Here is a 22,111-nt window from a genome sequence, read left to right on the forward strand (position 1 = left end):
GGGAGGCCGGTACGGGTGCGCCCGGCGGCGACGGCGGGTGAGGTGTTACCGTGGAATCCCGTGGATCGCGTGATCACTTTGCTGATCGGCACGGCGGTCTGCACGACCGCGACGGACGACACGGGAGCAGGCCTTGGCCCCTTCAGCACGGACGACCAGGCACATTTTCGTCACCGGGGGAGTCGCCTCCTCGCTGGGTAAGGGCCTCACCGCCTCCAGCCTCGGCAACCTGCTCACCGCGCGCGGTCTGCGCGTGGTCATGCAGAAGCTCGACCCCTACCTCAACGTCGACCCGGGGACGATGAACCCGTTCCAGCACGGCGAGGTCTTCGTCACCGAGGACGGCGCCGAGACCGACCTCGACGTCGGGCACTACGAGCGGTTCCTGGACCGGGCGCTCTCCGGCAAGGCGAACGTCACCACCGGCCAGATCTACTCCGACGTGATCGCCAAGGAGCGGCGCGGCGAATACCTGGGCGACACCGTCCAGGTCATCCCGCACATCACCAACGAGATCAAGTCCCGGATCCTGGCGATGGCCGACCCGGACGACGACGGCCAGGTGCCGGACGTGGTGATCACCGAGGTCGGCGGCACGGTCGGCGACATCGAGTCGCTGCCGTTCCTGGAGGCGATCCGCCAGGTCCGCCACGACCTGGGCCGGGACAACTGCTTCTACCTGCACGTCTCGCTGGTGCCCTACCTGGCGCCGTCGGGGGAGCTGAAGACCAAGCCGACCCAGCACTCGGTGGCGCAGCTGCGCAGCATCGGCATCCAGCCGGACGCGCTGGTGCTGCGCTGCGACCGGGAGATTCCCGACAAGGTCAAGCAGAAGCTGTCGCTCTACTGCGACGTCGACCGGGAGGCCGTCACCGCCGCCCCGGACGCGCCGAGCATCTACGACATCCCGAAGGTGCTGCACCGCGAGGGCCTGGACGCGTACGTGGTGCGCCGGCTCGGCCTCTCCTTCCGGGACGTGGACTGGGCCAGCTGGGACGACCTGCTGGACCGGGTGCACCAGCCCCGGCACACCGTCACCGTCGCCGTGGTCGGCAAGTACGTCGACCTGCCCGACGCGTACCTGTCGGTGAGCGAGGCGATCCGGGCCGCCGGCTTCGGCCACCGGGCCCGGGTGCAGCTGCGCTGGGTGCCCAGCGACGAGTGCGTCACCCCGACCGGCGCCGCGGCCGCCCTGGCCGGCGTGGACGGCATCGTGATCCCGGGCGGCTTCGGGGTGCGCGGCATCGAGGGCAAGATCGGCACCGCCCGGTACGCCCGGGAGAACGGCATCCCCCTGCTCGGCCTCTGCCTCGGCCTGCAGTGCATGACCATCGAGGTGGCCCGGCACCTGGCCGGCCTCGAGGGCGCCAACTCGCTGGAGTTCGACGAGGAGGCCAGGCACCCGGTCATCGCCACCATGGCCGACCAGGAGGACATCGTCGCCGGCAGGGGCGACCTGGGCGGCACGATGCGGCTCGGGGCGTACCCGGCGAAGCTGGCCGAGGGCTCGCTGGTGGCCGAGGCGTACGGCAGCACCGAGGTCAGCGAGCGGCACCGGCACCGGTACGAGGTGAACAACGCCTACCGCGACGCGCTGACCAAGGCGGGCCTGCACATCTCGGGCACCTCGCCGGACGGTCGCCTGGTCGAGTTCATCGAGCTGGACCGCAGCCTGCACCCGTACTTCGTGGCGACCCAGGCGCACCCGGAGCTGAAGAGCCGGCCCACCCGGCCGCACCCGCTCTTCGCCTCCTTCGTCAGGGCGGCCGTGGCCTACTCCGAGGCCGACCAGCTTCCGGTGGACCTGGAGCCGGCGGAGAACGCGGCGGCGAAGAAGGCCGCCCGCAACGGCGGCGCCGCCGCGAAGGCGGCGTCGGCCTCGTGAGCGGGCGCACCGGCGGGCAGGGCGGCGTGAGCCCCGTCGAGCACCGCTACGAGGTGCGTTCCCGCACCGAGCGCTACCACGGGCGGATCTTCGACGTGGTCAGCGAGGAGGTGACCATGCCGGGCGGCGGGACCGGGGTCCGCGACTTCGTCCGGCACGTCGGCGCGGTGGCCGTGGTGGCGCTCGACACAGCCGGCCAGGTGGTGCTGATCCGCCAGTACCGGCACCCGGTCGGGCGGCACCTGTGGGAGCTTCCCGCCGGGCTGACCGACGTCTCCGGCGAGGACCTGGCCGCCGCCGCGGCCCGGGAACTGGCCGAGGAGGTCGACCTCGTGGCGGGCCGGCTCGACGTCCTGGTCGACCTGCACAGTTCGCCGGGCTTCACCGACGAGCTGGTCCGGGTGTTCCTCGCCCGGGAGCTGACCGACGTGCCGGCCGAGCGGCGCCACGAGCGCAGCGAGGAGGAGGCCGATCTCCAGGTCGTCCGCATCGACCTCGACGAGGCCGTCGGCATGGTGCTGGCGGGGGAGATCACCAACGCGTCGTGCGTGGCCGGGCTGCTCGCCGCCGCCCGGGCCCGCGACACCGGCTGGTCGGCGCTGCGCCGGGCGGACACCCCGCCGCCGCGCTGAGCCGGCGCGGGGTGGCGGTACGACGAGAGGGGCCGTGCGGTTCGCCGCACGGCCCCTCTCGTCGTCTCTAGGTCGGGGGTCAGTCGCGCAGCGGCCGGCCCTGGCCGTCGACGCCACCGTTGACCAGGATCAGGATGCCGTCGATGACGCCCCAGATGCCGCCGAGACCGCAGGTCACGAGGGTCACCACGAGTTGGAGGACGCCGGTCTTGGTGTCGCCCATGTAGAACCGGCCGGCGCCGAAGCCGCCCAGCACGATGCCGAGGATGCCGGCGACGACCTTGCTCTTGTCGGAGACGCCCGTCGGGTAACCGGGCTGGTAAGGAGGAGTGGTCATGAGGCGACACCCTAGTGATCGACTCTCGTCCTGTCCGCAGCGGTACCCGGTGGATGGGACGATAATGGGTGAACACTGTCCTGACGGCTGAGGTGACGTCCCACCGTCGGCCGGGTCGATGCCTGACACTTCGTCAGGGTGGGCGGTCACCGGATGTCACTGTGCTGGCTCGCCGAGGGCGTCGGCGCGCCTAGACTGCCGCCGGCGGGACGGTGGACCGCGGCGGCAACGGGGCCGTCGTGGCACCGCGCAGTCGGGGGAGCGCAGCCCCGAAGAGAGGTGTCTGCATCGTGAAGGTCGGAATCCCCCGCGAGGTCAAGAACCACGAGTACCGCGTGGCGATCACGCCGGCGGGCGTCAACGAGTTCGTCCGCAGCGGTCACCAGGTCTTCGTCGAGTCCGGCGCCGGGGTCGGGTCCAGCATCAGCGACGACGAGTTCGCCGCCGCCGGAGCCAAGATCCTGGCCAGCGCCGACGAGGTGTGGGACACCGCCGAGCTGGTGCTCAAGGTCAAGGAGCCGATCGCCGAGGAGTACCACCGCATGCGCGAGGGGCAGGTGCTCTTCACCTACCTGCACCTGGCCGCGTCGAAGGCGTGCACCGACGCGTTGATCGACCGCAAGGTCACCGGCATCGCCTACGAGACCGTCGAGCTGCCCGACCGGTCGCTGCCGCTGCTCGCCCCGATGTCCGAGGTGGCCGGCCGGCTGGCCCCGCAGGTCGGCGCGTACCACCTGCAGCGGCAGGGCGGCGGGCGCGGAATCCTGATGGGCGGCGTCTCCGGCGTCTACGCGGCCAAGACCGTCGTCATCGGGGCCGGCGTCTCCGGCATGAACGCCGCCGCGATCGCGCTGGGCCTGCAGGCCGAGGTGCTGCTGCTGGACAAGAACGTCGCGCGGCTGCGCCAGGCCGACGCCATCTACCGCGGCCACCTCCAGACGGTCGCCTCCAACGCGTACGAGATCGAGCGGGCCGTGCTCGACGCGGACCTGGTCATCGGCGCGGTGCTCGTGCCCGGCGCGAAGGCCCCGACCCTGATCTCCAACGAGCTGGTCTCCCGGATGAAGCCGGGCAGCGTGCTCGTCGACATCTCCATCGACCAGGGCGGCTGCTTCGAGGACTCGCGTCCCACCACGCACGCCGACCCGACCTACCAGGTCCACGAGTCGATCTTCTACTGCGTGGCGAACATGCCGGGCGCCGTGCCGCACACCAGCACCTACGCGCTGACCAACGTCACCCTGCCGTACGCCCTGGAACTCGCCAACCACGGCTGGCGCGAGGCGCTGCGCCGGGACCCGGCGCTGGCGCTGGGCCTGAACACCCACGACGGCCAGGTCACCTACGGCCCGGTCGCCGAGGCGCACGGCATGCCGGCCCTGTCGCTGGCCGACGCGCTGGCCTGAGAGGCGGCGGGCTGACCGGGACACCGGACGGGGCGGGCGCGGGCGCGGAGCCCGCGCCCGCCCTGCGCCGTGCCGTCCGCGGCTACCTCGACCATCTCACCGTCGAACGGGGACTGTCGGCGAACACGCTGTCGTCGTACCGCCGGGACCTGGAGCGCTACCTGGACAGCCTGGCGGCGGCCGGGGTGCCCGACCTGGCGTCCGTCGGCCCCGGCCAGGTCGAGGAGCACCTGGCCCGGTTGCGGGCCGGCGACGACGCGCACCCGCCGCTGGCGGTCTCCTCGGCCGCGCGGGCGGCCAGCGCGGTGCGCGGGCTGCACCGCTTCGCGCTGCGCGAGGGGCTGGCGGGCGCCGACCCCAGCCGCGACGTGCGGCCGCCCACCCCGCCGCGCCGGCTGCCCCGCGCGCTGCCGGTCGACGACGTGGTCCGGCTGCTGGAGACGGCCGGCGCCGTGACCGCCGCCGGCGACGGCGCGCCGCTCGCGCTGCGCGACCGGGCGCTGCTGGAGTTCCTGTACGGCACCGGGGCGCGGATCTCCGAGGCGGTCGGCGCGGCCGTCGACGACCTCGACGTCGACGAGGGCACCGTGCTGCTGCGCGGCAAGGGCGGCCGGACCCGGCTGGTGCCCATCGGCGGGTACGCGGTCGAGGCGCTGCGCGCCTGGCTGGTGCGCGCCCGGCCCGGGCTGGCCGCCGCCGGCCGGGGCACCCCGGCGGTGTTCCTCAACGCCCGCGGCGGCGCGCTGACCCGGCAGGGCGCCTGGACCATCCTGCGCCGCGCCGCCCAGCGGGCCGGCCTGTCCGTCGACGGGCCGCAGGCGGTCTCCCCGCACACCCTGCGCCACTCCTACGCCACCCACCTGCTCGACGGCGGCGCGGACGTGCGGGTGGTGCAGGAGTTGCTCGGCCACGCCTCGGTGACCACCACCCAGGTCTACACGCTGGTGACCGTCGAGCGGCTGCGCGAGGTGTACGCCACGGCCCATCCCCGGGCGCGCGGCTGACGGATTCCGGCCGAACCGCCCGCCCGCGCTGACCGGTTCGGCGGGGGTGACCTGGTCGGCGGGGCGGCGACACGCCGAGCGGGTGCGACCGGCCCGCGGAGCGGTGGCGTACAGTCGGCATCGGCGCGGACCTCCTGGGGCAGGCGGACCGGGGTGCGCAGCGGCGCCGCGAAGGACGTCGGACGGCTCCGACGCCGGGTGGTCGTCGGGAGGGGGCAACGAGGACATGGCTGGCAACGGTGACCGTGCCGAGACCTGGACGTCGGAGCTCCGCGAGCAGCAGGCCACGCTCGGAGCGGATCTGGGTCCGGCGGATCCGGCGGCCTACACGATGCGCAAGCCGATCCCCGAGCCGATGCCGACCGATCGGCACGGCCCGGCGCGGATCATCGCGATGGCCAACCAGAAGGGCGGCGTGGGCAAGACCACCACGACGATCAACCTGGGCGCCGCGCTGGCCGAGTACGGCCGCAGGGTCCTGCTCGTCGACTTCGACCCGCAGGGCGCGCTCTCGGTCGGGCTGGGCGTCAACCCGCACAACCTCGACCTGTCGGTCTACAACCTGCTCATGCAGGACGACGTCACCGCCGAGGACGTCCTGATCAAGACCGACGTGGCGGGGCTGCACCTGCTGCCGGCCAACATCGACCTCTCGGCGGCCGAGATCCAGCTGGTCAACGAGGTCGCCCGCGAGATGGCCCTGGCCCGGGTGCTGCGGTCCATCCGCAAGGAATACGACTACATCCTGATCGACTGCCAGCCCTCGCTGGGCCTGCTGGCGATCAACGCGCTGACCGTCGCGCACGGCGTGCTCATCCCGCTGGAGTGCGAGTTCTTCAGCCTGCGCGGTGTCGCGCTGCTGCTGGACACCATCGACAAGGTGCGCGAGCGGCTCAACTTCGACCTGGAGCTCGAGGGCATCCTCGCCACCATGTACGACAGCCGCACCACCCACTGCCGGCAGGTGCTCCAGCGGGTGGTGGAGGCGTTCGGCGACAAGGTCTACCAGACGGTCATCACCAAGACCGTCAAGTTCCCCGAGTCGACCGTCGCCGGCGCGCCGATCACCACGCTCGACCCGGCCTCGTCCGGCGCCCGCAACTACCGCCAGCTGGCCCGCGAGGTGATCGCCGCCCAGGCGGAGCGGTAGGCCGGGGTGCACCTTCGCGCCGTACCGGCCGGGGCGTGGACTACGGTCTTCCGGTGACCGCGCCCCCCCTCGATCCTCCGACGACGCCGGAGCAGCCGCCCGTGCGGGCCGCCGGGCCCGCCGCCGCGCCGACCGACCCGGCGGGCGTGTCCGGGGCCCCGGCCGGATCCGCAGGCACGTCCGGCGCGGCTGACGCGGAGGCGCCGGCCGATCCGACCGCGACTGATCCGGCGGCGACGGACTCGGCGGTCGCGGGCGAGTCCGGGGCGGCGGGCGCGTCCGAGGGTGCGGCCGATCCGGCGGACGCGTCGGAGGCGGCGGAGGCCGGCGGTGGGTTCACCGTGCGGCTGGCGAACTTCACCGGGCCGTTCGACCTGCTGCTCCAGCTCATCAGCAAGCACAAGCTCGACGTCACCGAGGTGGCGCTGCACCGGGTCACCGACGAGTTCATCGCCTACATCCGGGCGATGGGCGACCAGTGGGACCTCGACGAGACCAGCGAGTTCCTGCTCATCGCCGCCACCCTGCTCGACCTGAAGGCGGCCCGGCTGCTGCCCGCCGCCGAGGTCGAGGACGAGGAGGACCTCGCCCTGCTGGAGGCACGGGACCTGCTCTTCGCCCGGCTGCTGCAGTACAAGGCGTACAAGGAGGCGGCGGCGCACATCGCCGCGCTGGAGGAGGTCGGCGGCCGGCGCTATCCCCGCGCGGTCACCCTGGAGCCCCGGTACGCCGAGGCACTGCCCGACCTGGTGCTCGGCATCGGCCCGGAGCGGCTGCTCAGGCTGGCCGTCAAGGCGATGACCCCGAAGCCGACGCCCGAGGTCTCCATCGCCCACGTGCACATGGTGCGGGTCAGCGTCCGCGAGCACGCGGCGATCCTCACCGAGCGGCTGCGCCGGGCCGGCACGGCGACCTTCTCGCTGCTCTGCGCCGACTGCGACGTCACCCTGGAGGTGGTGGCCCGGTTCCTGGCCCTGCTGGAGCTCTACCGGGAGGGGCTGGTCGCCTTCGTCCAGGAGCAGGCGCTGGAGGAGTTGACCGTACGCTGGACCGGCCCCGCCGACGGCGGCCCGGACCTGCACATCGACGAGTACGCCGGCACCCCGCCCGAGCCGGCATCGAACCCCGCCACGACCGAGGCGCCTGCCGAGGATCCGGCCGGCGGTGCTCCGGCCGCCGGCGGTACCTCGGCCGAGCCGTCGGGGGCGGCGGGGGGACCGGACGGGAACGAGGAAGGAACAGCGGGATGAGCAGCGACGAGCGTCGGGACTCCCTGGCCGACCAGGCGGCCGCCTGGGTGCCTCCCTGGCAACGTCCCACGCCCGCCACCACCCCCGAAACCGTCACCGAAACCGTCACCGTCACCGACGCCGTCACCGTCACCGTCACCGACGCCGTCACCGACACCGATGCCGTCACCGACACCGATGCCGCCACCGACACCGATGCCGTCGCCGAGGCTGACGCCGGCACGGTCCCCGAGACCGCTGCCGGCGCCGCCGAGGGTGGTGCCGGAGATCTTGACGAGTTGTCGCCCCTGGAGGGGCCGAAAGCTACCGACATCTCCGAAGGGCCGGCGGCGGCCGGGTCCGTGGCGGCCGGGCCTGCGGCGGGGGTGCCGGCGGGGGTGCCGGCGGGGGAGGGCGCGGGTGGCGGCGTACCGGAGAAGGCGTCGAGGGCCCGGCGGCGGGCGACGCCGGCTCCCGAGCCCGCGCCGGAGCTGGACGACGCGGAGCTACGCGGCGCGCTCGAGGCGATCCTGCTCGTGGTGGACGAGCCGGTCAGCGAGCTGACCCTCGCGCAGGTGCTGGAGCAGCCCGCCGAGCGGATCGGCCCGATGCTCGACGAGATCGCCGCGGGCTACACCGCCGCCGGGCACGGTTTCGAGCTGCGCCGGGCCGCGGGTGGCTGGCGTCTCTACACCCGGCCGGAATACGCGACCTACGTGGAACGGTTCGTGCTTGACGGGCAGTCCGTGCGACTGACCCAGGCCGCGCTGGAGACACTCGCCGTGATCGCCTACAAGCAGCCCGTCACCCGGTCGCGGATCTCCGCCATCCGGGGTGTCAACTGCGACGGGGTGATCCGTACCCTGGTCTCTCGCGGGCTGGTGGAGGAGTGCGGCACCGAACCGGACAGCGGGGCGTTCCTCTACCGGACCACCACGATGTTCCTGGAGAAGCTCGGGCTGAACAGCGTCGACGACCTCCCGCCGCTGGCCCCGTTCCTTCCCGACGACGTAGAAGAGCTTGCCGATGCCACGCGATGACCGCACCCCCCGCCCCGACGCGCCCGCCTTCGAGGGGGCCGAGCGCCTCCAGAAGGTGCTGGCCGCCGCCGGCGTCGGTTCCCGGCGCGCCTGCGAGGACCTGATCTTCCGCCGCCGGGTCACCGTGAACGGCCGGGTCGCCCAGCTCGGCGACAAGGTCGACCCCGCCACCGCCGTCATCCACGTCGACGGCGAGCGCCTCGTCGCCGACACCCGCCTGGTCTACCTCGCCATGAACAAGCCCCGCGGGGTCGTCTCCACGATGGCCGACGAGAAGGGGCGCACCGCGCTCGCCGACTTCCTCGGCAACCGGGTGGAGCAGCGGGTCTACCACGTCGGGCGGCTCGACGCCGACAGCGAGGGACTGCTGCTGCTCACCAACGACGGCACCCTCGCGCACCGGCTCATGCACCCGTCGTACGGGGTGCAGAAGACCTACCTGTGCGAGGTGTCCGGGCCGATCCCGCGCAACCTGGGCAAGAAGCTGACGGCCGGCGTGGAGCTGGAGGACGGCCCGGCGAAGGCGGACTCCTTCCGGGTGGTGGACACGCTGGGACGCACCGCCCAGGTGGAGCTGAGCCTGCACGAGGGGCGCAAACACATCGTCCGGCGGCTGCTCGCCGAGGTCGGCCACCCGGTGAGCCGGCTGGTGCGTACCGCCATCGGGCCCATCCGGCTGGGCGACCTGCGCGCCGGGCGCACCCGGCGGCTGACCAACGCGGAGGTCGCCGCCCTGTTCAAGGCCGTGGGTGACTGACCGCCCGGTTCGGGGGTACGGCTGCCGGTAGGCTCCGTGGCGGCCCGGCGGCCGGCGGCGACTCCGCGCGACGCCGGGCATCATTGAGAACGTTTGGACAACCGCTCGCGGGACGCGATGGGCGTGTCGTGAGGTACGGGCTGAGGAGGACAACGGTGGAGGAAAACGTACGGGCCGGGCGCTGCGTGGTCGCTGTGGACGGGCCGTCCGGTTCGGGTAAGTCCACCGTCTCCCGGCGGCTCGCCGTCGGCCTCGGTGCCCGCTACCTCGACACCGGCGCCATGTACCGGGCCATCACCTGGGCCGTGCTGCGCTCCGGCGTCGACCTGACCGACGCCGAGTCGGTGGCCAAGGTCGCCGGCGAGGTGGACCTGCGCATCGGCACCGACCCGAAGGGGTACGGCGTGACCGCCGACGGCGTGAACGTCGACGCCGAGATCCGCGGGCCGGAGGTGACCGGGGCGGTGTCCGCCGTGGCCGCCGTGCCGGCGGTACGCGCGCTGCTGGTCAACCGGCAGCGCGAGATGATCGCGAACGCCGGCCGGATCGTGGTCGAGGGCCGCGACATCGGGTCCGTGGTGGCCCCGGACGCCGACCTCAAGGTCTACCTGACCGCCTCCGAGGCGGCCCGGGCCGCCCGGCGCAGCGCCGAGGACGCCACCGACGTGGCGGCCACCGCGGCCGACCTGGCCCGGCGGGACCGGCTCGACTCGACCCGCAAGGCCGACCCGCTGACCCAGGCCGCCGACGCCGTGGTGCTGGACACCACCGAGCTGGGCATCGACGAGGTCGTCGAGCGGCTGCGCGCCCTGCTGACCGAACGGGGCGTGGCATGACCGAAGCCGAGGGTTGGGTGGAGCTGCGGGAACCCGACGTCGACACCGAGGAACCGACCGGCCCGCAGCCGGTCGTGGCCGTGGTCGGCCGCCCCAACGTGGGCAAGTCGACCCTGGTCAACCGCCTGATCGGCCGCCGGCAGGCGGTCGTGGAGGACATCCCCGGCGTGACCCGGGACCGCGTCCCGTACGACGCCCAGTGGGCCGGCCGTCAGTTCACCGTGGTGGACACCGGCGGTTGGGAGCCCGACGCCAAGGACCGGGCGGCCGCTATCGCGGCGCAGGCCGAGACGGCGGTAGCCACCGCCGACGTGGTGCTGTTCGTGGTCGACGCGATGGTCGGCTCGACCGATGTGGACGAGGCGGCGGTGCGGATGCTGCGCCGCAGCGCCAAGCCGGTGATCCTGGTCGCGAACAAGGCCGACAACACCTCCATCGAGATGGAGGCCACCTCGCTGTGGTCGCTCGGCCTCGGCGAGCCGTATCCGGTGTCGGCGCTGCACGGCCGCGGCTCGGGCGAGCTGCTCGACGCCATCATGGACGCGCTGCCGGAGGCGCCGAAGATCGTCGAGAACCGCCCGCGCGGGCCGCGCCGGGTGGCCCTGGTCGGCCGCCCGAACGTCGGCAAGTCCAGCCTGCTCAACCGCTTCTCGGGGGAGGAGCGGGCGGTCGTCGACTCGGTGGCCGGCACCACCGTCGACCCGGTCGACAGCCTGGTGGAGATCGGCGGGGAGACCTGGCAGCTCGTCGACACGGCGGGCCTGCGCAAGCGCGTCGGCAAGGCCAGCGGCACCGAGTACTACGCCAGCCTGCGCACCGCCTCGGCGATCGAGGCCGCCGAGGTCGCCGTGGTCCTGCTGGACTCCAGCGAGGTCATCAGCGAGCAGGACCAGCGGATCCTGTCCATGGTCACCGAGGCCGGCCGGGCGCTGGTGATCGCCTTCAACAAGTGGGACCTGGTCGACGCCGACCGTCGGTACTACCTGGACAAGGAGATCGAGCGCGAGCTGCGCCGCATCCCGTGGGCGATCCGGCTCAACCTGTCGGCGCGCACCGGCCGGGCGGTCGACAAGCTCGCGCCGGCGCTGCGCAAGGCCCTGGCGAGCTGGGAGACCCGGGTGCCGACCGCACAGCTCAACTCGTGGCTGACCGCGCTGGTGCAGGCCACCCCGCACCCGGTGCGCGGCGGCCGGGCGCCGAAGATCCTCTTCGCCACCCAGGCGGGCGTGGCCCCGCCGCGCTTCGTGCTCTTCACCACCGGCCCGCTGGACGCCGGCTACCAGCGCTTCGTCGAGCGCAAGCTGCGCGAGGAGTTCGGCTTCGAGGGCAGTCCGATCGAGATTTCGGTACGCCCCCGCAAGAAGCTCGGCCCCGGCGGCCGAGGCAAGGCGCACGGCTGACCCTGGCCCGACGATGCCGGGTGGGAGCACGCTCCCACCCGGCTTTTTCGGCCCCTCGCCCCACCTATCCTCCTAGGATGCCGTACGGGTAGTGGGGTGGTCGACGCGCCGGCGGTACGGGAGGGGCCGATGCGGAGGACGGGATGATCCTGCGCTAAGCTGTACCGGCTGCTGCGGGGAGAACCCACGGGAGCATCGGGACGTGGCGCAGCTTGGTAGCGCACTTGACTGGGGGTCAAGGGGTCGTCGGTTCGAATCCGGCCGTCCCGACAGCACGAAAAGAGGCCGTCGACCGGGGCATACGCCCTGGCCAACGGCCTCTAACTCGTACTGGGGTAGTAGGGATTTGCTGATCTAGACGGCGCGTAGCTGGGGACCATCTGGGGACCGGCGAGCCTTCAGGTGGGCGCTGAGCGCCGTTCCCGCATCGGTGATCGACTGCCGGTCGGGGTGCAGGTACCGCTGTGTCGTGCTGAGCGACCCATGCCCGGCGATCTTCGCAGTACGTGCACCGGAACCCCCGCATCGGCCATCCAGGTCAACCCGGTGTGCCGCAGGTCGTGCCGGCGTAGATGTTCGTAGCCCAGCTTCGTCACCACCTCATCCCAGTGCGTCGCGTCCCGCAGTACGGCAGTGCTGATCCGCCCCAACGCGGCCCGGTGAACAGTCGGGAGTGCGGCTCGGCGACCGAGTCCAGGCGGCGGGCGACGATCGGCCGCACTTCCTCGACCAGCGGAACCACGCGTGCGCGCTTTCCCTTGGTGCCCTTGTCGACCAGGCCGCCAGGGCTCGGCGTGGTCTGTCGACGTACCGTCCACATCCACGACTTCCGGTCGATTTCCTCGGCGCGGACGCCGGAAACCTCGCCGATTCTGGCCGCTGTGCAGGCGGCGAAGATGACCACGTCTCCCCATCCGGGAAAGGCGTTCGCGGACCGTTCCACCAGCGCGGCGGCGAGCGTGGTCAGCGATTCCCAGTTGGGCAGGGCGAGCGTGCGCGGGTCGTCCAACTCGTCCTCTGCCCGCCGGTATTCGCGCTGCCAACCGGTCACCTGTGCGGGATTGCGCGGGTTGATGCCGTCTCGCACGGCCTGCTCCATAACTCTGGCCAGCACGGCCAGGCTGTTCTTGACCGTGGAACGGCTGCACTCGTCGGCAATCCAGCCGTGCACGGCCCGGTGACCGGCACCGTTCGTGATCATTCGTACGGGGATGTGACCGAGGGCAGGCACCACCCGCTTCCGCCAGCCCGCGAGGTATGGATCTAGCGTCTTCCGCTCCAGACCACGTAGCGCCAGCGTCATCACGCTATCGCCGTACTCGGCCAGTCGCTTTGTCGCGGCGACCGGGTCGACGCCACCTTGCGCCGCACTGACCATCCCATCGATCCACGCTTGAGCCTCCTCGTGAGTGGCGGCTGTCGTGGACTTTGACAGCCGGCGCTTCGTCGTCGGGTCGACCCATCGGACGCGTGCCCGGTAGGGGCGATCTCGACCTGGGCGGCATTCCACATCGGAGGCGAGATGCACCGAGGGACTGTAAGACGAACGGTGTAACTCCTGATCAAGGAGCAGCATCTGATGTCTGATGGATCGACGATCGCCGTGGATACTGCCGCTGTGGCGAGGAACGTGCCGGGGCAACCGGCGGAGGGTGTCGACGCGGAGCTGGTCGCCCAGCTGGTGGAGCAGGCCCGTGCGGCGGGTCTTCAGTTGACCGGCGACGATGGTCTGCTGCAGCAGCTGACGAAGCGGGTTCTGGAATCCGAGATCACCGATCACCTGGGCTATGACAAGGGCGACCCGGCGGGCAAGAACAGCGGGAACTCCCGCAACGGTGTGCGGGCCAAGACGGTGCTCACCGACGTCGGCCCGGTCGAGATTGAGGTGCCGCGGGATCGCGATGGCAGCTTTGCCCCGCAGATCGTCAAGAAGCGGCAGCGCCGACTGTCCGGCGTGGATGACACGGTGATCTCCCTGTCGGCCAAGGGCCTGACCACCGGGGAGATCCAGACTCACCTGGCTGAGGTGTATGGCGCCGAGGTGTCGCGGCAGACGATCTCGACGATCACGGACAAGGTCGTCGAGGGGATGACCGAGTGGCAGAACCGGCCCCTGGACCCGGTCTATCCGGTGATCTTCCTCGACGCGGTGCACGTGAAGATCCGCGACGGGAAGGTCGCCAACCGGCCCATCTACCTGGCCCTGGCCGTCACCGTCGAGGGGACGCGGGACATCCTCGGTCTGTGGGCCGGCGACGGCGGCGAGGGCGCGAAGTTCTGGCTTCAGGTCCTCACCGAGCTGAAGAACCGCGGCGTTCAGGATGCGTGCATGGTGGTCTGTGACGGGCTCAAAGGGCTGCCTGATGCGATCGGCGAGGTGTGGCCGGAAGCGGTGGTGCAGACCTGCGTGATTCATCTGCTGCGGGCGTCGTTCCGGTATGCCGGCCGGCAGCACTGGGACGCCATCGCCAAAGCTCTCAAGCCCGTCTACACCGCGCCGACCGAAGCCGCCACCAGGGCTCGCTTCGCCGAGTTCACCGAGGCGTGGGGCGGCAAGTATCCAGCGATCGTCCGGTTGTGGCAGCAGGCGTGGGCGGAGTTCGTGCCGTTCCTGGCCTTCGACGCCGAGATCCGCACCGTCGTGTGCTCCACCAACGCCATCGAGAGCGTCAACGCCCGCATCCGCCGCGCCGTCCGCGCCCGTGGGCACTTCCCGAACGAGGCCGCCGCGCTCAAATGCGTCTACCTCGCCGTGATGAGCCTCGACCCGACCGGGCAGGGCCGCCGACGGTGGACCATGCGCTGGAAGCCCGCCCTGAACGCCTTCGACATCGCCTTCGAAGGACGCCTGTCCGCAGGCCGCAAGTAGCCGTCAACAACCCGAGTCACACCGTTCGTTTGACAGACCCGCCCTCAGGCCATGGCCGCCCTACGCAACGCCGCGATCGGTGCCCTGCGCACCGCCGGCATCACCAATATCGCCGCCGCCAACCGCCACCACGCCCGCGACAGCACACGCCCCCTTGCACTACTCGGCATCACCTGACGACTTTGCCGAGGCCCTGGGGGGAAGCCCATGCCCCGACGTGTCGCCACCAGCGGCATTCTGACGCGCCGCGAGAGCCGCAATTAGGGGACCTGTCCCCTGTACGTCGGCCTCTCGCAGATTCACCCAATCCAAGTTAGCAGCCCATAGGTTAGCCCCGCTCATGTTCGCGCACCGGAAATCCGCCATATGCAGGTTCGTGCGCCGGAGATCCGCCTTACGCAGATTCGCGTCCCTGAAATCCGCCTTACGCAGGTTTGCGCCCCGGAGCTTGGCCAGAGCCAGACCCGCAGCCCGGAGATTCGACTCCATCAAGTACGCATACCGAAGATCCGCCTCGGTCATGTTCGCGTTCTGGAAGTCCGCCCCAGCCAGGCCCGTGCGCCGGAGGTCCGCCCCGCGCAGATTCGCGTCCCTGAAATCCGCCACGAGCAGGTTTCCGCCCCTGAGATCCGCTCCAACCAGGTCAGTGCGCCGGAGATCCACCCTGCGCAGATTCGCGTTCCGAAGGTTCGCTCCAGGCAGCTTCGCGTCCCGGAGATCCGCTCCAACCAGGTGGGCGTCCCTGAGGTCCGCCTCCACCAGATTCGCGTTCCGAAGATCCACCCCGCGCAGGCGCGCCTTCCGAAGGTTCGCCTTAGCCAGGTGGACGTTCTGGAGATCCGCCTCCACCAGGTTCGCGTTTCGCAGATCCACCCCGCTCAGGTTCGCCTCCCGAAGGTTCGCCATAAGCAGGCACGAGTCCTGGAGATTCACGTTGTGTAAATCCGCAGCCCGGAGATCCGCCTCAGTCAGGTCTGCGCCCCTGAGATCCGCTCCACTCAGTTTCGAGCCTCGCAGGTGCAGGGTTGCCAGGTTGATGGGGTTGCGCTCGCGGCGGCGAGGGCGGTGGCCTAGAGCAGTGAGTGCTGCTTGCACGTCTGCCTCGGGTTCGGCAAGCGGAAGTGGCCGCGGATAGATCGAAGAGTCCACGTCGCCACGGACGCGGGGGGCACGGTGACGAATGAACGCTACGAGCACTTCGATGATGTCCGCGTGATGGTCGGCCGAGTCCCGCAAGACGTGTTCGAGCGCGTGGATACCACCGATGCGGATGTACAGTTCGTCAGATCCGAGCCGTTCGAGAGCCTTGGTGAACCGGTCGGTGACCTGACCGCGGTGGGCCAGTCGGTAGCTGCGGGCGGTGTAGAGCAGACCGACAAGCACGACCAGGGCGCCGCCAAAGGAGATGGCCAGCAACCGAGCGTTGTGGGCCGCGGTCAGCTTCTCCGCTGGGCTCAACGGCGCCGTTGACGGCCCCAGTGCTGGGGACGTGGCCTCGGGCGGCAGCAGCACCGCGGGCGCGCGCAGCACCATGAGCACGTAACCGACCAGGATCAGCACCGTCAGTACGGCAAGCGCGGATACTGCTAACACCCGACGCGTCGGCCAGACATCTCTCGCCACCCGACCATAATGGGTCACTACGGCAAGGGGCCCCAGGGCGTACCAGCCGATGGCTCCGGCGTAGCCGGATTTGTTGGCCACCCAGGCAGCGACGAACCGGCTGTGCGCGGGACCGGATCGTCGCGGCCGGCGGGTCGGCAGCGAGGAGTGGCTACTACGTGTCCGACAAACATCTCGACGGAGCCTGAAGTGACCCCCCTGAGACCGGACACCTCCTGACTTGGCATCCTGGCCGAGGAGGAGGAAACCGCTGTGGCTCGACATAGCAAGTACCCCGAGGAGTTCCGCCGCCAAGCCGCGGCTCTGGTGCTCGACTCCGGTCGCACGATCCGCGACGTGGGCCGAGAGTTGGGCGTCAACCACGAGACGCTGCGCAACTGGGTCGCGCAGCTGCGGCAGGAACGCGACGGCGGCCGGTCCAGCGACCTGGCCGCTGACGAGCGGGCCGAGCTGATCCGGTTGCGGCGGCAGGTCGCCCAGCTGGAGCTGGAGAAGGAGATCCTGAAAAAGCCGCGGTCTTCTTCGCACGCGAGACGGAGCGGTGAACCGGACCGACGTGTATCGGTTCATCGACGCGGAGAAGGCCACCTACCCGGTCCGTCTGCTCTGCCGCCTCCTCGGCGTGGGCCACAGCGCCTTCTACGACTGGCCTCGGCAGGGACGCCACCGCGCTGCCGAGCGGGAACGCCACGACCAGCGGCGCGTCGAGATCACCCAGCAGGCGTGGTCAGAGCACCGCGGCGTCTACGGCGCCAGGCGGCTCACCGCCGAGTTGCACGAACGCGGCTACCGCTGGAACCGCAAGGCGGTGGCAAGGCTGATGCGCCTGGCCGGTATCGAAGGCGCCCACCGCCGGCGGCGCGGGAAACCCCGTCGCGAGGCCGCGTCCACTGCGACAGCGCCGGACCTAGTCGGGCGCCAGCTCACCGCGACCGCCCCGAACCGTTTGTGGGTCGCTGACATCTCCTACCTGCGCACCTGGGAAGGGTTCCTCTACCTCGCCGTCGTGGTTGACGCCTACTCCCGTCGAGTCGTGGGTTGGGCGATGGCCGATCATCTGCGCACCGAACTGATCCTCGACGCGGTCGGCATGGCCATCCAGCACCGCCGACCCGCCCGAGACCAGGTCATCCACCACTCGGACCGCGGGACGCAGTACACGTCGTTCGAGTTCGGCCGGACCCTGCGTTCCTGCGGCGTCCTGGCCTCAATGGGCTCGGTCGCCGACTGCTACGACAACGCCATGGCCGAGACGTTCTTCGCCACCCTCAAGACCGAGCTGGTCTACACCCGGGCCTGGCCGTCACGACACGAGCTGGAGATGGAGGTCTTCTCCTACATCGAGGGCTTCTACAACCCTCGCCGCCGGCATAGCCGTCTGGGTAACGTCAGCCCTGACACCTACGAGAAGATCCACCACCAGTCCCTGACAGATACCGAGGTGTCCGGCCGATAGGGGTCACTTCACGTAGACGTCGCCCGCCTTCAGACGCTCTCAATAGGAAGAGCATCAGCGACGCTGTTTTTGGCCAGATGAGACGGGGCCCCTTTTTGCCAACGCTGCCTGTCTCACCGAGGCTTGGTGGCGACTACTCGGCTTTACGGGCGCCGGGTGGTTCAGCAACTCCGCAATCTCGGTGAAGTTCCTGAGAGAGAGTGACGAGAGGAGAGGCAAGCGATGGCTCATCTCCTCAAGCCATTGCTCTCGCTGGTTTCCGCCGTACTCGTTGAGGTCGTTCTTCAACTGCCGGACACGCTCCGCGACGCTGGCGGAGACAGCGCCTCAACGCGAGGCCGGTTGCGCTCAAACTCCTCAGCGGCCAGCTCTGGGGCTGTCTCGCCAACGGTGTTTCCGGCGATCTTGGTTAGTAGGTTTCAGCGGCTGGGAAGCGGTCGCTGAAGGTGATGGCGAAGGCGTTCAACGCGGGTTTCCAGCGCATCGTCCATCGGGCTCTGCCTGCTCCGGTGGGGTCCAGGGACCGGGTCACCAGGTACAGACACTTCAACGCGGCCTGCTCGTTCGGGAAGTGGCCGCGGGCCTTGATCGCTCGCCGGTAGCGGGCGTTGAGGGACTCGATCGCGTTGGTCGAGCAGATCACCGTGCGGATCTCGACGTCGTAGTCGAGGAACGGAATGAACTCCGTCCAGGCGTTGTCCCACAACCGGATCACCGCCGGATACCGGCCGCCCCACTTGTCGGCCAGGTCGTCGAACGCCGCCCTGGCGGCGGTGGCGTTGACCGCGGTGTAGATCGGCTTGATGTCACGCTTCAACTCGTCCCAGTACTTGCGGGAGGTCAACCGGAACGTGTTGCGGATCAGATGAATCACGCACGTCTGCACCACCGTCTGCGGCCACACGTTCGTGACCACCTCGGGCAGCCCTTTCAGCCCGTCGCAGACGAGGAAGAACACGTCCTTGACGCCGCGGTTGCGCAGGTCGGTCAGTACACTCATCCAGAACTTCGCGCCCTCACCACCTGTGCCGGCCCACAGCCCGAGGATGTCCTTCTCGCCGTCGAGAGAGACGCCGATCGCGGCGTAGAACGGCCGGTTCGCCACCTGCCCGTCCCTAACCTTGACCACGATGGCGTCGATGAACACCGCCGCGTAAATGGCGTCCAAGGGCCGGTGGGACCAGTCGGTCATCTCCTCGATGACCTTGTCGGTGATCCGGGAGATCGTCTCCTTCGACACCGACGCTCCATAGATCTCAGCGAAGTGCGCCGAGATCTCCCCGGTCGTCAATCCCTTGGCATACAACGACAACACCACCTCGTCGACCCCCGACAGGCGCCGCTGCCGCTTGCGGACGATCTGAGGATCGAACGTGCCGGCCCGGTCCCGTGGCACGTTGATCTGCACCGGCCCGCTGGTGTCGGTCAGCACCGTCTTCGGCCGGCTGCCGTTACGGATGTTGCCCGACCCCGCACCGGCCGCATCGTGCTTGGCGTAGCCGAGATGCTCGGTCATCTCCTCGTTCAACGCGGTCTCCAGGACCGTCTTGGTCAACTGCTTCAACAGACCGTCCGGCCCGGTCAACGACAGGCCCTGTTCCTTGGCCGCCCGAACGAGCTCGGCAGCGGCCTGCTCCTCCGCAGACGGCTCAGGCCGCTTCTTCCGTCCGGTCACGTCGTTCAGTGTCGCGGTCATCACGGCACCCTCCTCACCAGGCACAACGCCCGGTGGGTCAGGCCGGAAACACCGTTAGATCCACAGACCCCCAGCTCTGGGACGATTAGCCGAAGACGCTTCTGATGGTGGAGCAGGCGAATCGGGGGGAATCGTCAATACCTGTGGACAGGTGAGGCCCGTCAGTCCCCGGTGGTCTTGTGCCCGTTGGCCGCGAGTAGGTGGCGGAGCCTTCGGATCTCAGCGATCAAGCGTGGGACGTTGCGGCGGGCGGTGGCGATGAACTGGGCGTTCTCGTCCCATCGTTCATCCGCGATATCGACGTAGCGGGGGTGCTGGACGAGGGTGGCGGCCACCAACTCGTGATGGTCGAAGTTCGGCCAGCGTTCAGCGAGCCCGGTGTCCGGGTTCGTGCTGATAGCGACCAGGCCCATGGCGAAGTCATCGTCGAGTTGACGCACGTGCCAGGGGCCCGGAGTCGCTGCGTCGGCAAGCTCCTCGATCTCGGCGAGTTCCTCGTCGGTCATCGGTTGGGGGGCGTCCATCAGGCGACGAGCTCCTCACGTTCGACCAGGCGTCCGTTGGTAAACCGCGCAGCCAGCATCCGCCGCGCACCCTCCCGAACAATAATCCAGCAGCGAGACGCCATCGCGTCGCTGCCCGTCCTCGGCGACTACTGTCACCACCGGGCGTGCCTTCCCGACCGACGCGCCAACGTCGGCCTTGCTCGAGACCTACACGAATCGATCACCGGGAAGGTACGCCTTTCCCGGCTAATCCACAGGTCTTGAGCATTCCTCGCGAATCGGCACGATGAGCCTCTGGCCGTCTCGATGCTTTGCCGTGTCGAGCCAGACTGATGTGTCGACCAGCTACCGGAGCGCAGGTTGAGGATACTAGTTACTCAATGCAAGACCAGGTGCGCCCACATTTCCTGCCTGGCCCGCAGGGCCTTGGGGCACACAGGGGGCACAAGACACTGTCAAGCGTCATCAACCAGCGGCCAACGACGACAGCGTTCGCGTGGCCATAAGCAGGCGTCAGCCGCCGATACCGCTGGTGGATGTGCCGGGGAACTCGGTTCCGCTTCAACGTCTCACTATCGGATGGTCAGGGGATCGGTGGGATCGACTTCCCGAGCCAGGAGCGCGAAGCGGTGAGAGAACTCGATGCTTTCGTCTAGATGCAAGCTGGTGACCGGCGACTCGCCCGACGGCGGTGTGTCGATGCGGACCGCGAAGCGTGTGCGGACCAGCGTATGGTCCGGGCCGTCCTCATCGATCTCGACGAGGACGGGCGGCGTACCAGGGGAACCGCTGCCCGACGCCGTCCATCTGTATCGCAGTTCAACCGTGCCCTGGTGAGGGCAACTCCAGGTGAGTTGACTTACCGAGGCACCGCCGGCGGCGTTGGCCCATGCGGTCCAACCGGTGCCGTCACCCCGAAGGCAAAGCCAACTCGACTCCATCGACCCGTAGTCGTACGGGCCGCTGTCCCACAGGCCCACCAGGTTCTCGTCCCGCACGCGTAGCATGATCTCAGCGTTCACGCGCCGTATCCCTCCTCCCTGGGATTGATCCGACCGTCCGTCCAGGAGAGGTGGGTGACCAACTGGGTGACGACGGGCGCGAGCGGCGGTGGACGTCCATGGACCTTCGTGGACCGCTTCCGCAGTTCGGCAGTCATGGCGAGGCAGGTCAGCGAGCCCTGTCGGTTGCCTGGGGGCAAGGGGTCGCCGGTTCGAATCCGGCCGTCCCGACAACAACAATAGGCCGTTGACCGGAGCATATGCCCTGGTCGACGGCCTATTGCTTGTGCTGAGACCGACGTGGCTACTGGCTCCTGCGGGATGGTGTCTCGTCGGAGCGGGGCAGCCTGCGACACCGGTTGATGGCGGGCAAATGGTCGTCGATCGCGATGCTGGCGAGGTCGGTGAGGATCCGGTCGAGGAGGTGCGTGATCCTGGGTTGGTCGCATCCGGCGTGGGTGACACCGTCGATGGCGACGCCGAGGAAGCGGTCGAAGACTGGCGTCGCGCGATGGCACGTAGCTGCCCGTGCTTGTCTGTGACGGCGGTGGATCGGTCGGGTCGTGTGGCGATTCGGCGGAGCAGGTCGCGGAGTTCCTGGATGGCGCGTACGGCCGTGGTGAGGTCGTTGACGCCGGGGGACAGCGCGCGTTCGGCGGTATCGCCCAGTTGCCGGACCCCGAAGCCGGTGTCCTGGCCGGGGGTGCGTTCCGGGCCGATGCTGAAAGTCTCAGCCGCGGTGCGAGGCCGCAGTGGCTGCGGTGTGGCGCCGGGGACGGGTGGACCTCCAGCAGTGGTTGACCGGCGGTGACGAAGTCGCCTGGGGAAGGCCGTACGACGACGAGGCAGTGGTGGCGGGTAGCGGTGCGGGCCAGCCGTTCGACGTCGATGTCGGTGATCATGCCGCTGCTGTCGGCGGGGACGACCTGGACCGGCGGTCCGGGCGGGAGTCTCGGGCTCGCCTTCGACCAGAACCGGCAGGCGGTCGCTCCATCAGCCGGTGATGCTGCCACTACTGAGTGATTCGAAAGCGACAAAACCCCACATTCATTTCCGGTCGGGCAGGGTCCGAGGAGGTGGACGCCGAGAGCCGGGGTCCCTGATCGCTGGAGGAGAACGGCATGTTCCGTCGGACAACCGGAGCCGTCCTGCGGGTTCCCGCCGTGCTCGTCGCACTGGGCGGCCTCGTTCTCTCCGTGGGCGGATCGGCCGGGGTGGGCGCGCTCCCGGATAGACTCGCGTACCGGGCCGACGAGGGCCCGGACAGGGACCATTCAGTCGACC

18 protein-coding genes, 1 tRNA gene and 5 pseudogenes are annotated in these 22,111 nt (G+C 70.0%); 15 read left to right on the top strand and 9 right to left on the bottom strand.

All coding sequences use genetic code 11. The annotated features are described in order from the left end of the window. Positions 1-133 precede the first annotated feature (133 nt). On the top strand, positions 134-1,885 hold the full coding sequence (locus tag GA0070606_RS28845) for a CTP synthase (RefSeq protein WP_091106361.1): 1,752 nt from the start codon (positions 134-136) through the stop codon (positions 1,883-1,885). Between the two features lie 26 nt (positions 1,886-1,911). Further along, positions 1,912-2,517 (top strand): NUDIX domain-containing protein, encoded by a 606-nt coding sequence (locus tag GA0070606_RS28850; protein WP_091108325.1) that lies wholly within the window; start codon positions 1,912-1,914, stop codon positions 2,515-2,517. 79 nt (positions 2,518-2,596) lie between these two features. Here GA0070606_RS28850 and GA0070606_RS28855 read toward each other — a convergent pair whose 3' ends face one another. After that, positions 2,597-2,920, bottom strand: a complete 324-nt coding sequence (locus GA0070606_RS28855) for a TM2 domain-containing protein (protein ID WP_342672196.1) — start codon at positions 2,918-2,920, stop codon at positions 2,597-2,599. 224 nt (positions 2,921-3,144) lie between these two features. Here GA0070606_RS28855 and ald point away from each other — a divergent pair, with 224 nt between their 5' ends. The 9 genes from ald (at position 3,145) to GA0070606_RS28900 (ending at position 11,946) form a co-directional block, all read left to right on the top strand. Next, the gene (gene ald / locus GA0070606_RS28860; protein WP_091106363.1) at positions 3,145-4,260 is read left to right on the top strand and encodes an alanine dehydrogenase; all 1,116 of its coding nucleotides are present in this window, start codon (positions 3,145-3,147) and stop codon (positions 4,258-4,260) included. Between the two features lie 11 nt (positions 4,261-4,271). Further along, positions 4,272-5,264, top strand: a complete 993-nt coding sequence (locus tag GA0070606_RS28865; RefSeq protein WP_091108327.1) for a site-specific tyrosine recombinase XerD — start codon at positions 4,272-4,274, stop codon at positions 5,262-5,264. A 226-nt stretch (positions 5,265-5,490) separates the two neighbouring features. Next, positions 5,491-6,414 carry a ParA family protein gene (locus GA0070606_RS28870; protein ID WP_091106364.1) on the top strand — a complete coding sequence of 308 codons (924 nt, stop codon included), beginning with the start codon at positions 5,491-5,493 and terminating at the stop codon, positions 6,412-6,414. A gap of 35 nt (positions 6,415-6,449) precedes the next feature. Beyond that, on the top strand, positions 6,450-7,664 hold the full coding sequence (locus GA0070606_RS28875) for a segregation and condensation protein A (protein WP_091106365.1): 1,215 nt from the start codon (positions 6,450-6,452) through the stop codon (positions 7,662-7,664). Then, on the top strand, positions 7,661-8,683 hold the full coding sequence (gene scpB, locus GA0070606_RS28880) for an SMC-Scp complex subunit ScpB (RefSeq protein WP_091106366.1): 1,023 nt from the start codon (positions 7,661-7,663) through the stop codon (positions 8,681-8,683). Before GA0070606_RS28875 ends, scpB begins: the two co-directional genes overlap by 4 nt. Continuing rightward, entirely contained in the window at positions 8,670-9,440 is a 771-nt protein-coding gene (locus GA0070606_RS28885; RefSeq protein ID WP_091106367.1) for a pseudouridine synthase, read from the top strand. Before scpB ends, GA0070606_RS28885 begins: the two co-directional genes overlap by 14 nt. Positions 9,441-9,595: 155 nt before the next feature. Continuing rightward, positions 9,596-10,276 (top strand): (d)CMP kinase, encoded by a 681-nt coding sequence (cmk, locus tag GA0070606_RS28890; RefSeq protein WP_091106368.1) that lies wholly within the window; start codon positions 9,596-9,598, stop codon positions 10,274-10,276. Continuing rightward, positions 10,273-11,676: a ribosome biogenesis GTPase Der gene (gene der, locus GA0070606_RS28895; RefSeq protein WP_091106369.1), complete on the top strand. Its 1,404-nt coding sequence runs from the start codon at positions 10,273-10,275 to the stop codon at positions 11,674-11,676. The genes cmk and der overlap by 4 nt, the downstream gene beginning before the upstream one ends. Positions 11,677-11,872: 196 nt before the next feature. Then, positions 11,873-11,946 (top strand) — tRNA-Pro (locus GA0070606_RS28900). Positions 11,947-12,030: 84 nt separating this feature from the next. Here the strand turns inward: GA0070606_RS28900 and GA0070606_RS28905 are convergent. Further along, positions 12,031-13,252, bottom strand: a pseudogene (locus GA0070606_RS28905) (tyrosine-type recombinase/integrase). A gap of 3 nt (positions 13,253-13,255) precedes the next feature. Between GA0070606_RS28905 and GA0070606_RS28910 the strand changes: the two are divergent. Together GA0070606_RS28910 and GA0070606_RS33795 are read left to right on the top strand one after the other, a co-directional pair. Next, positions 13,256-14,545, top strand: coding sequence for an IS256 family transposase (locus GA0070606_RS28910; RefSeq protein ID WP_091106370.1), 1,290 nt, complete (start codon positions 13,256-13,258; stop codon positions 14,543-14,545). Positions 14,546-14,596: 51 nt separating this feature from the next. After that, the gene (locus tag GA0070606_RS33795) at positions 14,597-14,722 is read left to right on the top strand and encodes a hypothetical protein (protein WP_281191030.1); all 126 of its coding nucleotides are present in this window, start codon (positions 14,597-14,599) and stop codon (positions 14,720-14,722) included. On the opposite strand, the gene GA0070606_RS28915 is transcribed toward GA0070606_RS33795, so the two are convergent. Continuing rightward, the gene (locus GA0070606_RS28915; RefSeq protein ID WP_176737464.1) at positions 14,705-16,105 is read right to left on the bottom strand and encodes a pentapeptide repeat-containing protein; all 1,401 of its coding nucleotides are present in this window, start codon (positions 16,103-16,105) and stop codon (positions 14,705-14,707) included. The genes GA0070606_RS33795 and GA0070606_RS28915 overlap by 18 nt on opposite strands. Before the next feature lie 315 nt (positions 16,106-16,420). On the opposite strand from GA0070606_RS28915, the pseudogene GA0070606_RS34075 reads away from it, so the two are divergent. Next, positions 16,421-16,633, top strand: a pseudogene (locus GA0070606_RS34075) (transposase); the annotation flags it as partial. 70 nt (positions 16,634-16,703) lie between these two features. Further along, positions 16,704-17,624 (top strand): annotated as a pseudogene (locus tag GA0070606_RS28920) (IS3 family transposase); the annotation flags it as partial. 409 nt (positions 17,625-18,033) lie between these two features. On the opposite strand, the gene GA0070606_RS28925 reads toward GA0070606_RS28920, so the two are convergent. The 6 genes and pseudogenes from GA0070606_RS28925 to GA0070606_RS34085 all read right to left on the bottom strand — a co-directional run. Then, positions 18,034-19,320 (bottom strand): IS256 family transposase, encoded by a 1,287-nt coding sequence (locus GA0070606_RS28925; protein WP_091094740.1) that lies wholly within the window; start codon positions 19,318-19,320, stop codon positions 18,034-18,036. Positions 19,321-19,481: 161 nt separating this feature from the next. Beyond that, on the bottom strand, positions 19,482-19,844 hold the full coding sequence (locus GA0070606_RS28930) for a hypothetical protein (protein ID WP_091106373.1): 363 nt from the start codon (positions 19,842-19,844) through the stop codon (positions 19,482-19,484). A gap of 554 nt (positions 19,845-20,398) precedes the next feature. Beyond that, positions 20,399-20,848, bottom strand: a complete 450-nt coding sequence (locus tag GA0070606_RS32985) for a hypothetical protein (protein WP_218106084.1) — start codon at positions 20,846-20,848, stop codon at positions 20,399-20,401. Beyond that, the gene (locus tag GA0070606_RS33590; protein WP_245724857.1) at positions 20,845-20,985 is read right to left on the bottom strand and encodes a hypothetical protein; all 141 of its coding nucleotides are present in this window, start codon (positions 20,983-20,985) and stop codon (positions 20,845-20,847) included. The genes GA0070606_RS32985 and GA0070606_RS33590 overlap by 4 nt, the downstream gene beginning before the upstream one ends. 352 nt (positions 20,986-21,337) lie before the next feature. After that, positions 21,338-21,676: pseudogene (locus GA0070606_RS34080) on the bottom strand (DUF2254 family protein); the annotation flags it as partial. Then, positions 21,610-22,101, bottom strand: a pseudogene (locus GA0070606_RS34085) (DUF2254 family protein); the annotation flags it as partial. The pseudogenes GA0070606_RS34080 and GA0070606_RS34085, both read right to left, overlap by 67 nt. Between the last annotated feature and the right edge of the window lie 10 nt (positions 22,102-22,111).

It is taken from the genome of Micromonospora citrea (genome assembly GCF_900090315.1).
Classification (GTDB): domain Bacteria; phylum Actinomycetota; class Actinomycetes; order Mycobacteriales; family Micromonosporaceae; genus Micromonospora; species Micromonospora citrea.

What these genes read in the sequence shown, in the direction of transcription:
- scpB (WP_091106366.1), top strand. Translation starts at nt 7,661, where the DNA reads ATGAGCAGCGACGAGCGTCGGGACTCCCTGGCCGACCAGGCGGCCGCC.
- GA0070606_RS28930 (WP_091106373.1), bottom strand. Translation starts at nt 19,844, where the DNA reads ATGGACGCCCCCCAACCGATGACCGACGAGGAACTCGCCGAGATCGAG.
- GA0070606_RS33590 (WP_245724857.1), bottom strand. Translation starts at nt 20,985, where the DNA reads ATGACTGCCGAACTGCGGAAGCGGTCCACGAAGGTCCATGGACGTCCA.
- GA0070606_RS33795 (WP_281191030.1), top strand. Translation starts at nt 14,597, where the DNA reads ATGGCCGCCCTACGCAACGCCGCGATCGGTGCCCTGCGCACCGCCGGC.
- GA0070606_RS28885 (WP_091106367.1), top strand. Translation starts at nt 8,670, where the DNA reads ATGCCACGCGATGACCGCACCCCCCGCCCCGACGCGCCCGCCTTCGAG.
- GA0070606_RS28925 (WP_091094740.1), bottom strand. Translation starts at nt 19,320, where the DNA reads ATGACCGCGACACTGAACGACGTGACCGGACGGAAGAAGCGGCCTGAG.
- GA0070606_RS28870 (WP_091106364.1), top strand. Translation starts at nt 5,491, where the DNA reads ATGGCTGGCAACGGTGACCGTGCCGAGACCTGGACGTCGGAGCTCCGC.
- GA0070606_RS28910 (WP_091106370.1), top strand. Translation starts at nt 13,256, where the DNA reads ATGTCTGATGGATCGACGATCGCCGTGGATACTGCCGCTGTGGCGAGG.
- der (WP_091106369.1), top strand. Translation starts at nt 10,273, where the DNA reads ATGACCGAAGCCGAGGGTTGGGTGGAGCTGCGGGAACCCGACGTCGAC.